Source organism: Streptomyces sp. NPDC052107 (genome assembly GCF_040680215.1).
GTDB lineage: Bacteria > Actinomycetota > Actinomycetes > Streptomycetales > Streptomycetaceae > Streptomyces.
Genome location: NZ_JBFAWG010000010.1, coordinates 229,815 through 244,269, shown reverse-complemented (window position 1 = coordinate 244,269; position 14,455 = coordinate 229,815). Strand labels below are relative to the sequence as shown.

Below are 14,455 nucleotides of genomic sequence, written 5' to 3'. Positions count from 1 at the left end.
GGCCGATCGGCACGACCTCGCGCCCCACCGGCTCCCGCACCGGGAAGACGGTGGAACCCACCGACGCCTCCGTCGGACCGTACTCGTTGATCAGCTCCGTGCCGGGAGCGAGCGAGCGCCACCGCTCCAGCGTGGCCGTGGTGAACGCCTCGCCCGCCACCACCAGGACCGGGGCGAGCGCGGCCGCCTCCTCGGCGGTGAGCTGCCTCGCCAGAACGTCCAGATGTCCGGGGGTGAGCTTGACGAAGCTGTAGGGGGCCGAGGCGGTGAGCCGCTGTCCCAGGTCGGCCAGGTCGGCGTCCTGCCCGACCGTGTGCACGGTCTGACCCACGACCAGCGGCGCCCACAGGTTGGGCACGACCAGGTCGAAGGCGACCGACGAGAACAGCGGAGCACCGCCCGTGCCGCGGGACGCCAGCTCGCGCGCCGCCCACCCCACGTGATTGGCCAGGCCCCGGTGGGTGACCTCGACGCCCTTGGGCACGCCGGTCGAACCGGAGGTGAAGATGACGTACGCCAGCCCGTCCGGATCGTCCCCGCGCACCGGCGCGGTGTCGGGCAGCGCGGCCAGCACGTCGACGTCCGGCAGTTCGGTGAGCGTGACCACGGCCGCGGAGGCTTCGCGCATGGTCGTCACGCGCGCCGCCGGATAGGCGGGGTCGGCCGGCACATAGGCGCCGCCCGCCTTCCACACCGCGAGCAGTGCGGTGAGCAGGTCGGGCCCGCGGTCGAGCCGGACCAGGACGCGGGACTCCGCCGTCACGCCGAGGCCGCGCAGGTGGTGGGCCAGCCGGTTGGCGCGGACGTCGAGTTCGCCGTAGGAGACGGTGGCGCCGGAGTGCTCGACGGCGACCGCGCCCGGGACGCGGGCGGCCTGCTCCTCGAACCGCTGGAGCACGGAGGCGGACGCCTCCTCGTACGCGGTGTCGTTCCACTCCACGAGCTGCCGGTGCGGTTCGCCCTCCGGCAGGAAGGAGGCCCGCGCATCGCCCTCCGCGTCCGCGGCCATGGCCTGAAGGACCTGACGCAGCATGTGCGCGAGGCGGTCCGTACCGGAACGGCTCAAGGTGCGCGGGGCGGCGGTGAGGACGAGATGGCCGATGCGGGCCGAGACGCCGAGCGAGAACTCCGTGGGGCTGTCGTCGATGCTGGCCAGGTAGTCGACCTGCTCGTGGTCGACCTGGTCGAAGTCGTGGTAGCTGAAGCGGATGTCGACCAGCCGCTCGCCGTCGGCGAGTTCGCGCTGGATGACCGGCATCGGATAGGCGCGGTGCGGCCACAGCTCGACCTCGCGGGCGAACACGGCGGCGACCAGCTCACGCCACGTGGCCGCCGAACGGTCGTAGGCGAACGGCAGCGTGTTCAGGTGCATGCCGTAGACACGGTCGGCGCCGAGCACCTCGGGCCGGGCGTTGCACACCAGGCCGGTGAAGAAGCGCTCCTCCTCGGTGAGCATGCTGAGCGTCTTCAGGTGGGCGGCGTGCAGCACGCTCTTGAGCGAGGCGCCGGCCTTCGAAGCGAGTGCGCGCAGCCGGTCCTCCAGGTCGTGGAACGGCACGGGCACCCGGTAGGGGGAGCCGGTGTCGTCCGGGTCGCCGCGCCACGGGGCGGGCACGGTCAGCCGGGCGTAACCGTCCACGACCGACTGCCAGTAGGCGCGGGACTCCTCGGAACCGATGGCGTCCAGCTCCGCGGCGATGAAGTCGGCGAAGCGGACGGCGGAGCGCGGCGGCTCGACGGGATCCCCGCCGTCGCGGATGCGGACGTACTCCTCCAGCACCTCCATGAGCAGCGAGTGGTGGCTCCAGCCGTCCAGGATCGCGTGGCATTCGGTGTTGGTGATCCACCAGCTGCCGTCGCCCGCCACATGTGCGGACAGACGCAGCAGCGGTGGGACGGCGAGGTCGAACAGCTCGGCGCGTTCCTGCCGGACGAACTCCCGTAGGGCGGTGAGGAGTTCGTCCTCCACCAGGTGCGAGACGTCGTGTACGGCCACCGGCAGTTCGGTGGTCGCGTGCACCAGCTGCATCGGCACGGAGTACCCGGTGAGGTCGAAGGAGGTGCGCAGCACCTCATGGCGGTCGGTGACCACCGCGGCGGCCGCACGCAGCGCCTGGGCCGAGAAGGGCCGGTCGTCGCGGATCCGGAACGACGTGGCGTTGTGGTAGGGGTGCTTGCCGTCGTCGGTCAGCATCTCGACGACCATGCCGAGCTGCACCTGCGACAGCGGGTAGGCGTCGACGATCCCCTCGGGCAGCCGGGCCGTGTCCTCGGCGGTGATCGACGCGAACGGCTCGACCGCGCGGTCCGCGTCGGCCGGCGCCGGGCGCCCGGTGACCAGCTCGGCGATGCGGGCGACCGTACGGTGCTCGAACACGTCGCGTACGGCGAGGTCGTAACCGATGGCGCGCAGTCGGCCCACCAGGGTGACGGCGCGGATGGAATGCCCGCCCAGGTCGAAGAAGCCGTCCTCGACACCGACCCGCTCCAGCCCCAGGACATCCGCCCACACGGCGGCGATCCGCTCCTCGGCGACCGTGCGCGGGGCGACGAAGCCCGCGGAGCCCAAGGCGTCCTGGCCGGGGGCCGGCAGGGCGCGCTTGTCGAGCTTGCCGTTGGTGGTCAACGGCAGCGCGTCCAGGACGACGAACGCGGCCGGAACCATGTACCCGGGGAGCCGAGCCGCCAGATGGGAGCGCAGTGTGCCCGGATCCGGCGCGGCGTCGCCGGCGCGCGTGACGTACGCGACGAGCCGCTTGTCCCCGGGCGTGTCCTCGCGCACCAGCACGACCGCGTCCCGCACCTGCGGATGGGCGGCCAGGCCGGTCTCGATCTCGCCCAGTTCGATACGGAAGCCGCGGATCTTGACCTGGTCGTCGAGGCGGCCCAGGAACTCCAGGCTGCCGTCGGCCAGCCGGCGAGCCAGGTCACCGCTGCGGTACAGGCGGGACCCGGGCGGTCCGAACGGGTCGGGCACGAACCGCCGCGCGGTCAGGCCCGGCTGGTTGAGGTAGCCGCGCGCCACTCCGGCGCCGCCGACGCAGATCTCGCCGGGCACGCCCAGCGGCACCAGGCGACCGTCCTCGTCCAGCAGGAGGACCCGCAGGTCGGCCAGCGGGTGGCCGACCGGGTTGCCCGCCTGCGGATCCAGGTCCCGTTCGGTGAGGCGACGATAGGTGGTGTGGACCGTGGTCTCGGTGATGCCGTACATGTTGACCAGGGCGATTCGCTCGAGGCCGAACCGGTCGGCCCACGGCCGAAGTTCGGAGACCTCCAGCTTCTCGCCGCCGAAGACCACCGCGCGCAGGGCCAGGTCCGCGTCGGTGTCGACCAGCGCGCGGAAGGCGGTGGGAGTCTGGTTGAGGAACGTGACCCGTTCGCGCACCAGCAGGCCGAGGAACTCCTCGGGGGAACGCACGACGGAGTCGGGTACGACGACCAGGCGCCCGCCGTACAGCAGCGCTCCCCACATCTCCCAGACGGAGAAGTCGAAGGCATAGCTGTGGAACAGCGTCCACACGTCGGCCGCGTCGAAGGCGAAGTGCTCGTGGCCGCGGTCCATGAGGCGGACCACGTTGCCGTGGGTGAGCGCGACGCCCTTGGGACGGCCGGTCGAACCCGAGGTGTAGATCGTATAGATCAGGTTCCCGGGGCTGCCGGGGACCGCCGGGTCGGTGTCGGGCTGCGCCGCGATCAGCTCCGCGTCCGCGTCGAGCAGCAGCAGTTCCCCGTCGAACAGCCCGGCGTGCGCCTGGGTGGTGACGACCAGCGGCGCCTGCGCGTCCCGGACGATGTAGGCGATCCGGTCGGCGGGGTTCGCCGGGTCCAGCGGGAGATAGGCGGCACCGGACTTCAGGATGCCGAGCAGCGCGGGGATCAGGTCGGCGCCGCGCTCCAGGCTCAGGCCGACCAGGGTCTCCGGGCCGGCTCCCCTGGCGATCAGGGCGTGCGCGACGCGGTTGGCGCGCGCGTTGAGTTCGGCGTAGGTCAGGTCCGTGCCGGCGAAGGAGACGGCGACTCGGTCCGGGGTGCGCGCGGCCTGCTCCTCGAACAGCTCGTGCACCCGGCGGGTCACCGGGCGCGGCTGCTGGGGCGGTCCGGTCAGCAGGGCCCGCTCCTCCTCGCCGATGACCTCCAGCGCGGACAGCGGCGCACCGGGGTCGGCGGCGATGCTCGTGAGCAGCCGCAGAAGGTGACCGCGCAGCCGCTCCACCGTCGTACGGTCGAACAGCGCCGTCGCGTACTCCAGGTGCCCGCCGAGCGATCCGTCGGCGCCCTCGCGCAGCTGCAGGTCCAGGTCGAACTTGGCGACCCGGCCCGAGCCCTCGAACGGCGACACCTCGACGCCGGGCAGCTCGAACGCCGCGCTGCGATCGCCGTGCAGGGTGAACGCGACCTGGAACAGCGGAGTGCGCGACAGGTCACGCTCCGGGGCGATCTCCTCCACGATCCGCGCGAAGGCCACGTCCTGGTGGTCGTATGCGTCCAGCACCGTGGCGCGGGTGCGGGAGAGCAGCTCGGTGAACGCCGGGTCATGGGACAGGTCACCGCGCATCACCAGGCTGTTGATGCCGTAGCCGATCATCTGCTGGAGTTCGGGGCGGCCGCGGCCGGAGACCACCGTGCCGACGGCGATGTCCGAGCGGCCGGTGTAGCGGGCGAGCAGGGTCTGGAAAGCGGCCAGGAACACCATGAACAGCGTGCTGTCGTGGGCGGCGGCCAGCTCGCGGAGCCGGGCCGCGAGGGCCTCGGGCACCTGGAACGGCACCACGTCCCCGGCGCCGTCGCGCACCGCCGGGCGGTGCCGGTCGGCCGGCAGGTCCAGCGGCGCGAGGCCGGCCAGCTGTCCGGTCCAGTAGCCGAGGTGACGCGAGATCACCTCACCGGTCGTGGTCGAGCGCTGCCAGGCCGCGAAGTCGGCGTACTGCAGGGCGGGCGGGGCCAGGGTCGCGCCCGTGTACGTCGCGCAGAGCTCCCGGCCGAAGACCTCGGTGGACCAGGCGTCGCAGGCGATGTGGTGGAACACCACGGCGAGCACGTGCTCGTCGGGGGCGATGCTGATCAGCCGGCCGCGTACCGGCCAGTCGCGGCCGAGGTCGAACGTCCGGGCCAGGTCCGCCTCGACCAGGGCGCGCACGCCGTCGTCGTCGGCCGCCGCGGACCGTGCCAGGGGCAGCGGTCCCGGGGCGTCGACGACCTGCACCGGCTCGTCGCCCTGGAGGACGTAGCGGGTGCGCAGGACCTCGTGCCGCTCCAGCACGCCCTGCCAGGCCTGTTCCAGCGCGTCGGCGTCGAGGTGGCCGCGCAGCCTGAGGACCAGCGGCACGAGGTACTCGGGACTGTCGGGCTCCAGTCGGCTGAGGAACCACATCTGCTGCTGACCGTGCGACAGGGGCAGCGGGGCGTTCCGGTCGGCGCGGGGAATCTCGGTGCGGCGCGCCGCGGCGCCGCGATAGCCCGCGAGTCGCCGGCGCAGCAGCTCGGCGCGGAGCGCGTCGGCATCCGTGCCCGAGTCGACGGGCTTCTCCATTTCCCCGGTGCTCATGCCTGGTGCTCCTTGGTCGGCGGGGTGAGGTCGGCCGTGGCAAGGGGGCCGACGGCGTTCAGCAGGTCGTCGTCGGAGAGCGCGGCCACCTCGGCCGTGACACGCTGCTCGACCGTGGCCGCGAGCTGGGCGATCGTCGGGCCCTCGAAGACGGTGCGGACGGCGAAGTCGATCCCGAAGTCCTGCTGGATGTGCGAGATCAGGCGGATCGCGAGGATCGAGTTGCCGCCGATGTGAAAGAAGTTGTCGTGCGCCGAGGCCCGGACGCCGAGCAGTTCCGCCCAGATCTCGGCGATGCGCTCCTCGACGGGCCCGCTCGGCGGGACGTGCGCCCCGTCCACGGGCCGCCCGGGCTCGGGCAGCGCCCGGCGGTCGAGCTTGCCGTTGGCGTTGACGGGCAGGGCGTCCAGAGCGGTGAAGGTCGCCGGGATCATGTACTCGGGCAGCCGCCGCGCACAGTGGGCGGTGAGGTCGGGCTGCGCGGTACCGGGCTCGGCGGGCACCACGTAGCAGGCCAGCGCGGGTTCGCCGCCCTCGGGCCGGTGGACGGTGATCACGGCCTCGCGCACGGCGGGGTGCTGCTCCACGACGGCCCGGATCTCACCGGGCTCGACGCGGTAGCCGCGGATCTTGACCTGGTCGTCGAGGCGGCCGAGGAAGGCCACGTTTCCGTCCGGCAGCCGGCGGACCAGGTCTCCGGTGCGGTAGAGGCGGGCTCCGGGCTCGGTGGAGTAGGGGTCGGGGACGAACCGCTCGGCGGTCAGGTCGGGGCGGCCCGCGTAGCCGCGGGCCACGCCGGTGCCGCCGACATACAGCTCGCCGGCGACGCCGACCGGCACCGGCCGCAGGGCCGGATCCAGCACGTACATGGTCATGCCGGGCAGCGGCAGGCCGATCGGCAGCACGTCGGGGAGCGGCGCCGCCTCGTCCTGCGGCACCGGGAAGACGCTGGTTCCGACGGAGGCCTCGGTGGGGCCGTACTCGTTGATCAGCAGCATGTCCGGGGCCAGTTCCCGCCAGCGCTCCAGCGCGGCCCGGGTGAACGGCTCGCCCGCCACCACCGTCAGGGGGGTCAGCGCGCTCGCCTGGGCCGGGGAGAGCTGGTGCGCCAGGATGTCCAGGTGGCCCGGCGTCAGCTTCAGGAAGCTGAACGGGGCGGCCTCCGCAAGGCGTTTGCCGAGCTCGGACATGTCCGTGTGCTGAGGCAGCAGGAACAGCCGCTGCCCGGTGACCAGAGGCGCCCACAGGTTGGGGACGACGAGGTCGAAGGCGACCGAGGAGAACAGCGCCGCGCCACCGTAGTCGTGCCCCGCCAGCTCGCGCGCGGCCCACGCCACGTGGTTGGCCAGGCCCCGGTGGGTGACCTCGACGCCCTTGGGCACACCGGTCGAACCCGAGGTGAAGACGGTGTACGCGAGCCGGTCCAGGTCCCTGGTCCGGGCGGGTGCGGCGCCGGGGCGCGCGGCGATGTCGTCCGCGTCCGTGTCCAGGCGCACCACCCGCACACCGGATGCGGTGAACCGCTTCTCGTACGCGGAGGAGGTCACCACCGTGCGTACCCCGGCCGCCTCGCACATCGCGGCGATGCGCTCGGCTGGGTAGGTGGGGTCGATGGGCACATAGGCGCCGCTCGCCTTCCACACCGCGAGCAGCGCGGTCACCAGGTCCGGCCCGCGGTCCAGCAGCACCGCGACCCGCGACTCGGCGCCCACGCACTTCGTGCGCAGGTGCTGAGCGAGCCGGTTGGCGGCGGTGTCCAGCTCGCCGTAGCCGACGGTGTGCTCGCCGGAGGCCAGCGCGACGCGCTCCGGGGCGCTGCGGGCCTGGTCCTCGAACCGCTCGAAGACGGAGCGGTCGTCGGTCGTCCACGCGGTGTCGTTCCAGTCGGCGACCAGTCGGCGGCGCTCCTCCTCCCCGAGCAGCTCAAGGTCTCCGAGCGGCAGGCCGGGATGGCGCACGACCTGGTCCAGGAGGGTGAGGAAGTGACCGGCCATGCGCTCGACGGTGGCCCGCTCGAACAGCGAGGTGGCGTACTCCAGGACGCCGTCCAGCGCGCCCCCGGGGGTCTGCCGCATGAACAGCGACAGATCGGTCTTGGCCACCTGCCAGGCCTCGGTGAACGCGGCCAGGTCCGCGTCGTGCGTGACGACGCTGGTCACACCCTCGCTGTGCAGGTCGAAGGCGACCTGGTAGAGCGGCGTGCGGGACAGGTCGCGCTCGGTCTGCAGCTCGTCGACGAGCCGTTCGAAGGGGAGCTCCTGGTGGACGAAGGCCGCACGGGCGACCTCCCGGACGCGATCCAGGGCCTCGGTGAAACTCAGGCCGGGCGTCAGGTCGCAGCGCACCACGAGGGAGTTGAGGAAGAAGCCGACCATGTTCTCGGTCTCGGGCCGGGTGCGGCCGGCCACCGGGGTGCCGACCGGCACGTCCCACTGGCCGCTGTAGCGCGCCACGAGCGTGGCGTACGCCGTCAGCAGCGTCATGAACGGCGTCGCACCGTGCGCACGGCCGAGCTCGCTCAGGGCCGCCGCGGTCGGTGCGGGGACCCGGAAGGGCACGACCGCTCCGTGCGGGTCACGGACCGCGGGCCGGGGGCGGTCGGCAGGCAGGTCGACGGGGGCGACGCCGTCGAGTGCGGCCCGCCAGTGGGCCAGCTCGCGCTCGACCAGCTCCTCGCTGAGCCGGGCGTGCTGCCAGGCGCCGTAGTCCGCGTACTGCAGGGGAAGGTCCTGCAGTTGGGGCTCGCGGCCGGCCGGGTGGGCCGCGCAGAGCTCGCGCAGTTCGCGCTCCAGCACCACCGTCGACCAGCCGTCACAGGTGATGTGGTGCAGCGTCAGCAGCAGCAGGTGTTCCTCGCCGGGCAGCCGCACGAGCAGCGCCCGCCACAGCGGTCCCGCGGCCAGGTCGAAGCCGCGCCCGAACTGGTCGGCGAAGAGCGCGGGCACCTCCTCGCGTGAGGCGTCCGCCACCCGCAGGTCGATGCCGGCGGTACCCGGCGGGTCGATGATCTGGCGCACGTCACCGCCCTCGGCGACATAGCGCGTGCGCAGCGGCTCGTGCCGGGCGGCCAGGGCGGCCAGGGCGGCGCCCACGGCTGCGGGGTCCAGTTCGGCGGGCAGCCGCAGGAAGAGCGGGGCGACCCACTCGGGGCTGCCGGGGTGCATCCGGTCCAGGAACCACAGCCGGCGCTGGCCCGAGGACAGCGGCAGCTGCCCGCCGCGCGGCACCGGGCGGATGCCCGCCTCCTCGCCGGACGTCGCGGCGGCGCCGATCAGCTTCGCCTGCGCCTCGACGGTGGTGGCGGCGAACAGGCCGCGCAGCGAGATCTTCTCGCCCGACGCGGCGCGCAGCCGCGCGGCGAGGCGGGTCAGCTGGAGGGACGTGCCGCCCAGGGCGAAGAAGTCGTCGTCGGCACCGACCTTCTCCCGGCCGAGCAGCTCCGCCCACACGTCTGCGACGAGCCGCTCCGCCGTGTCACGCGGGGCTGTGAAGGCGGGCCGGTGCGCGGCGGCGATCTCGTCCGGGCTCGGCAGCGCGGCCCGGTCGACCTTGCCGTTGGGCAGCAGCGGGAAGGCTTCGAGGGTGTGGAGAAGCGCGGGGACATGGCTGTCGGGCAGCCGCTCGGCCAGGAAGGCCCGCAGGCCGGCGGTGTCCACATCGGCGCTCGCGGTCAGGTACGCGGCCAGCCGCGTGCCGCCGTCCTCGGCCCGGTACGCCGTGACCACGGCGCCGGTGACGGAGGGGTGGGCGGCGAGAGCGGCCTCGATCTCACCGGGTTCGATCCGGACGCCGTTCACCTTCACCTGGTGGTCGAGGCGCCCGAGGTACTCCAGGGTGCGGTCGGCTCGCCAGCGCACCTGGTCCCCGGTGCGGTACAGGCGCGCGCCGGGCTCGGTGGCGTAGGGGTCGGGAACGAACCGCTCGGCGGTCAGGTCGGGGCGCCCGGCGTAGCCGCGGGCGACGCCGGTGCCGCCGACATACAGCTCGCCGGGGACACCGACCGGCACGGGGGCACCGTTGGAGTCGAGGACGAGCACCCGCAGGCCGGGGATGGGGCGGCCGATGGGCACCGGTCCGGACGTGAGGGCGGCGTCGACGGGCTGGGCGGTGACGTCGATGGAGCATTCGGTCGGGCCGTAGGTGTTCCAGACCTCCAGGTCAGCCCCGGCCTCCTCCCGCACCCGCGCGACGAGCTCCGCGTGCAGGGTCTCGCCCGCGGAGAACAGGAGCCGCAGTGAACCGCACCGGCCCCAGTCGCCCGCGGTGTCCGCGCCGTCCCTGGGGTTCTGTTCGACGAGCAGGCGCAGCACGGAGGGTACGACCTGCAGCACGGTGATGCCGTGGTCGGCGACCGCGCGCAGCAGCGCGGCGGGGTCGCGTTCGGCGCCCGCCGGGGCGAGCACGACGGTGCCGCCGCTGACCAGCGGTGCGAAGATCTCCCACCCTGCGGCGTCGAAGCCGATGGTGGTCTTCTGCAGCACGCGGTCCGCGGCGCCGAGGGCGTGGCGCTCCACGGTCCAGCCGACCCGGTTCGCGATGCCCCCGTGGGTGACGGTGACGGCCTTGGGCTTCCCGGTGGAGCCCGAGGTGAAGATGGCGTACGCGACGTTGTCCGGGTGGACTGCGGGCAGCGGCGTGGACGCGTCCTGCTCCGGGGCGCCCGGCAGTTCCCCGGGACCGACGCGCCGGGCTCCGGCCTCGGTCACCGCGTTCTCCAGGTCCGGGCCGGCCAGCACCAGGTCCGCCCCGGAGTCGTGGATCAGGCCGGACAGGCGGGCCGGCGGCTGGGCGGGGTCGAGCGGCACGTAGCCCGCCCCGGCCCGCCAGACGCCCAGCAGTGCGACCACCAGGTCGACGCTGCGGTGCAGGCACACCCCGACCAGCGTCTCGGGCCCCGCCCCCAGGTCCCGGAGGCGGCGGGCCATGCGCAGGGAGGCGCGGTCCAGCTCCTCGTACGTCACCGCCCGGTCGCCGTCGGCGACGGCAACGGCAACGGCGTGGGGCGTACGGAACGCCTGCTCGGCGAAGCGTTCCGGAAGCAGTTCGGCGTTCACGGCAACTCCTGTCACTGACCTGGCTGTCGGGCGGACGCGGACTCAGACCGCGGAGGACTTGTACATGTGACGGCGCAGGCTCAGCGGGCGCATGTCGGTCCACACCTCGGCGATCCGGGCCAGGCACTCTTCGCGCGTGCCCTCGGTGCCCTCGGCGTGCCACCCGGCGGGCAGCTCCCGCCCGACGGGCCACAGCGAGTACTGCTCCTCGTCGTTGGACACCACGCGCTGGCGAGGGCCTTCGGTCTGCTCGGCGGTCATGGGGAACTCCTTCGTGGATGCGGTCGGCGGCCCCGGCCGGGCCGCCGGTTCGGGTGGCGGTGCGATGGGTCCGCGCCGGGCGCGGTGCGCGAGCGCCCGCCTGAGGGCTCAGGCGGGCAGGAAGTCGTCGACGCGAACTCCGAGGCCACGCCGTTCGGCTTCCTCGCGCACGAACTCGGCCAGCGCCACGTCCAGTACGCCGAGACCGAACGGGGAGTAGACGACGGGTCGCTCCGGCTCCCGGCGCACGGTGGCGGTGCCGCGCAGCAGTGCGCCGATCGGTGCGGCGATGAAGTCCCGGTTCCCGGCGGCCTGCTGGGCGAGGTCGAGGGAGGTGCGCTCGCGGCAGACGTGGTCGGCGTCGTCGACCACGTTGACGGCGCCGAGGATCGCCTCGGCCGTCAGGTCCCGCAGCGAGACGTGCAGCACGGTGGTGTCCGGCCCGCAGTCGGAGAGGGCCATGTGCGGGGTCGCCGCGGTGGTGGCCAGCGAGACCAGCCGGTGCGCGCCGAGCCCGGCGGCCAGGTCGCTCACCGGATGGGCCTTCACGTCGGGCACCTCCTCGGCGCAGCGGACCGCGAACGCCTCGGCGCGCGCGGGGTCGGTGTCGTAGAGGGCGGCCTCGCGCAGGTCCGGCAGGGCGGCGGCGAGGAAGCGCAGGATCTCCAGGTTGATCACGCCGCAGCCGACGAGCAGGACGGAGGCCGGCGGGTGTGCCGCGGTGAGCTCCCTGGCGGCGAGCGCGGCGCTCGCCGCGGTCCGCCGGGCGGAGATCACCGCGCCCTCGACGAGGGCGAGGGGACGGCCGTGCGCGAGGGAGTTGAGGAGGATGGCGGCGCTGGCCCGCTCGGTGCCGGAGGTGACGTTGCCGGGGAAGGAGGCTATCCACTTCATTCCCGCGGCAGGCCGCTCGCCGCCGCGGTAGGCGGGCAGGCCGATGATGCGATCGCGGCTGTGGTGTTCTTCGGGGAAGCGCAGGAACACCGAGTGAGGCAGGGACGTCTGTCCCGCGTCGTGCAGCCGGTAGGTGTCGGCGACGAGGTCGATGATCTCCGCCTCCCGGCCGGACAGGACGTCCGTCACGTCGGTGCGTCGGAGGATCAGCATGGGGTTCCCTCTCTGCGGGACGGGCGGGGGCAGGGCACTGTTGACGGAGCGATGGTGGGTTCCGCTGCTATATGCGCCCTATACGGCTCATACGGCCGGCCCTACGCCACCCGGTCAGGGCGTGTCCGACCCCAGCGCCAGAAGGAACTCCAGGTCGTCCTGGGCGACGAGGGCGACGTCGGCCACCCTGGTGGCGGGGGCGTCGAGGGACACCCTGAGCAGGCGCTGCCAGGTGCCGCCGAACCGTTCGACGGTGTCGGCGTCGAACAGGTCGGTGTTGTAGCGCAGCACCGCCCGGAAGCCGTGGGAGTCCTGGAGGATCTCGACGGTCAGGTCGAGCTGGCCCTCCTGCTGCGGTACGTCGCACAGCTCGGCCCGAAGACCGCCGAGCCGCGCCGGGCCCTCGTACAGGCCCTCGATCGGCAGCCGGTCGGCGGCGACCAGGGTGCAGGAGATCCGGAACAGGGGCCCTCGGGCCGGGCCGCCGGCCAGCAGCTCGACGGGATGGCGGGCGTGGGCCATGCCGGTGCGCAGCTGCCGCTGCGCCGATTCGACGGTCTGCGCCAGCGTCGTCGCGGGGGTGAGGCGGGCGGCGATCGGAAGGATGTTGACGTAGTAGCCGACGGCCTCCCGCGTGCCGGGCGTGAAGCGGGTGGTGACCGGGCAGCCGATGAGGAACCCGTCGCCGCATCCGGACCGGTGCAGCGCTGCCTGGAAGGTGCCGAGCAGCCAGGCGAACGGGGTCAGGGCGCGCTCCGCCGAGGTCTCCCGCAGCCGCCGCGCGGTCGGCGGGTCGAGCGCGAACTCGTGGGTGGCCCCGTTGAGGGTGCGCTGCGGCGGTCGTGGCCGGTCGGTGGGCAGCGCGGCCGCCTCGAGTCCCTCGCCCACGGCCCGCCAGTACGCGGCCGCCCGCCTGCCGCGCGGCGAGGTCACGAAGTCCCGTTCCGCCCGCACCTGTTCGTCCCAGCCGGACACCGCCGCGGCCGCCGCCGCGGGCTGCCCGGTACGTGCCCCGTACTCGGCGAACAGGTCGCGGACGAGCAGCCACTGCGAGGTGGCGTCGCTGACGATGTGATGGGTGACCGTGACGAGGACGGCGTCGTCGCCGGCCCGGCGCAGCAGTACCGCGCGGAAGGCACCCGCCCGGCCGAGCCGGAAGGGCTCCCGCCCGGCCTGCCCCGCGAGCCGGACCAGCTCGGCCTCGTCGGCCTCGGGCACCTCGCGGACGTCCAGGCGCACCGTCGCGGGCGCTTCGGTCCGGCGCGCCGGGCCCTCGTCGGTCGCGGGGAAGCGGGAGCGCAGCAGTTCGTGGCGGGCCACGAGCGCGGTCAGCGCCTCCTGCAGGACGTCGGTGCGGACCCGGTCGCGCAGCCGCACGGCGAGTACGACGTTGTATGCGGGACTGTCCGGGTCCAGTTGGTGGGCGAGCCAGAGCGCTTCCTGGCCGGCGGACATGAGCATGGACCGTCAGTCCTTCCACAGGTGTGAGACGTCACCGAAGTTCTCCCGCACCCAGGTGTCCGAGTAGATGGTGTTGAGATAGCGGTCGCCGCCGTCGGGGAAGATGAGGACACAGTTCGAGCCCTCCGGAATGCGGTGCCTGATCTTCCACAGGGCCGCCACGGTCGCTCCGGACGAGCCGCCGGCGAGCACCGCCTCACGGGCGACGAGCCGCCGGCATGCGACGACGCATTCCAGATCGGAGATGTGCACCACCTCGTCGGCCGCGGAGGAGTCCTTCAGCGGGGGCACCACGGAGGCGCCGTGCCCGGGGATGAGCCGTTGGGTGGATTCCAGCCCGAAGATGGCGCTGCCCATCGCGTCGACGGCCACCACGGTGGTGTCCAGACCGCGCGCCCGGATGTGGTCGCGGCAGCCGCGCAGGGTGCCGAAGGTGCTGACCGAGCAGAAGAGGTAGTCGACGCGGCCGTCGAGGCACTCCTCGATCTCCCGCATGGTGGTCTCGTGGGCCTTGGGGTTGAGCAGGCTCTCGTACTGGTTGGGCCAGTACGCGTCCGGGATCTGCGCCACGAGCTCGCGCACCCGGCGCAGCCGGACGGGCAGGTACTCGCCGGTCTTGTCGTCGCGTTCGGTGACGACCTCGACCTCGGCGCGGAACGCCTTGAGGATGGCGAGGTTCTGCTGGGTGGTCTTGCCGTCCACCACGCAGATGAAGCGCAGCCCGAAGTAACGGCAGATCTGGGCGAGTCCGACGGCCAGGTTGCCCGAGCTGGACTCGACGATCACGGAGCGACCGGGTTCCACCTCACCACTGCGGATCGCGGCGACCAGCATGCCCAGGGCGGACCGGTCCTTGATGCTGCCGCCCGGGTTGAATCTCTCGATCTTGCCGAACACGCGCGAGCCGAAGTGGGGGATCAGTCTCTCGAGTTGGACGAGCGGGGTGTTCCCGACGGTGGACAGGATGCCTGGGAACGTCTTCTCGGGCACGGTCGCCCCTTCCCGGAGGAGTCACGACAGAACGGGC

6 protein-coding genes are annotated in these 14,455 nt (G+C 73.2%); all 6 read right to left on the bottom strand.

Annotated features, from left to right (window positions below; translation table 11 throughout):
* A partial coding sequence (locus tag AB0M27_RS14630) for an amino acid adenylation domain-containing protein (RefSeq protein ID WP_365721509.1) occupies positions 1-5,545 on the bottom strand: 5,545 nt, incomplete at its 3' end.
* Positions 5,542-10,599 carry an amino acid adenylation domain-containing protein gene (locus AB0M27_RS14625; RefSeq protein WP_365721507.1) on the bottom strand — a complete coding sequence of 1,686 codons (5,058 nt, stop codon included), beginning with the start codon at positions 10,597-10,599 and terminating at the stop codon, positions 5,542-5,544. The genes AB0M27_RS14625 and AB0M27_RS14630, both read right to left, overlap by 4 nt.
* 42 nt (positions 10,600-10,641) lie before the next feature.
* The gene (locus AB0M27_RS14620) at positions 10,642-10,860 is read right to left on the bottom strand and encodes an MbtH family NRPS accessory protein (protein ID WP_365721505.1); all 219 of its coding nucleotides are present in this window, start codon (positions 10,858-10,860) and stop codon (positions 10,642-10,644) included.
* Positions 10,861-10,968: 108 nt separating this feature from the next.
* Positions 10,969-11,967, bottom strand: a complete 999-nt coding sequence (gene sbnB / locus AB0M27_RS14615; protein ID WP_365721502.1) for a 2,3-diaminopropionate biosynthesis protein SbnB — start codon at positions 11,965-11,967, stop codon at positions 10,969-10,971.
* A 114-nt stretch (positions 11,968-12,081) separates the two neighbouring features.
* The gene (locus AB0M27_RS14610; protein WP_365721500.1) at positions 12,082-13,428 is read right to left on the bottom strand and encodes a condensation domain-containing protein; all 1,347 of its coding nucleotides are present in this window, start codon (positions 13,426-13,428) and stop codon (positions 12,082-12,084) included.
* Between the two features lie 6 nt (positions 13,429-13,434).
* Positions 13,435-14,418 (bottom strand): 2,3-diaminopropionate biosynthesis protein SbnA, encoded by a 984-nt coding sequence (gene sbnA, locus AB0M27_RS14605; protein WP_365721498.1) that lies wholly within the window; start codon positions 14,416-14,418, stop codon positions 13,435-13,437.
* Positions 14,419-14,455: the final 37 nt, after the last annotated feature.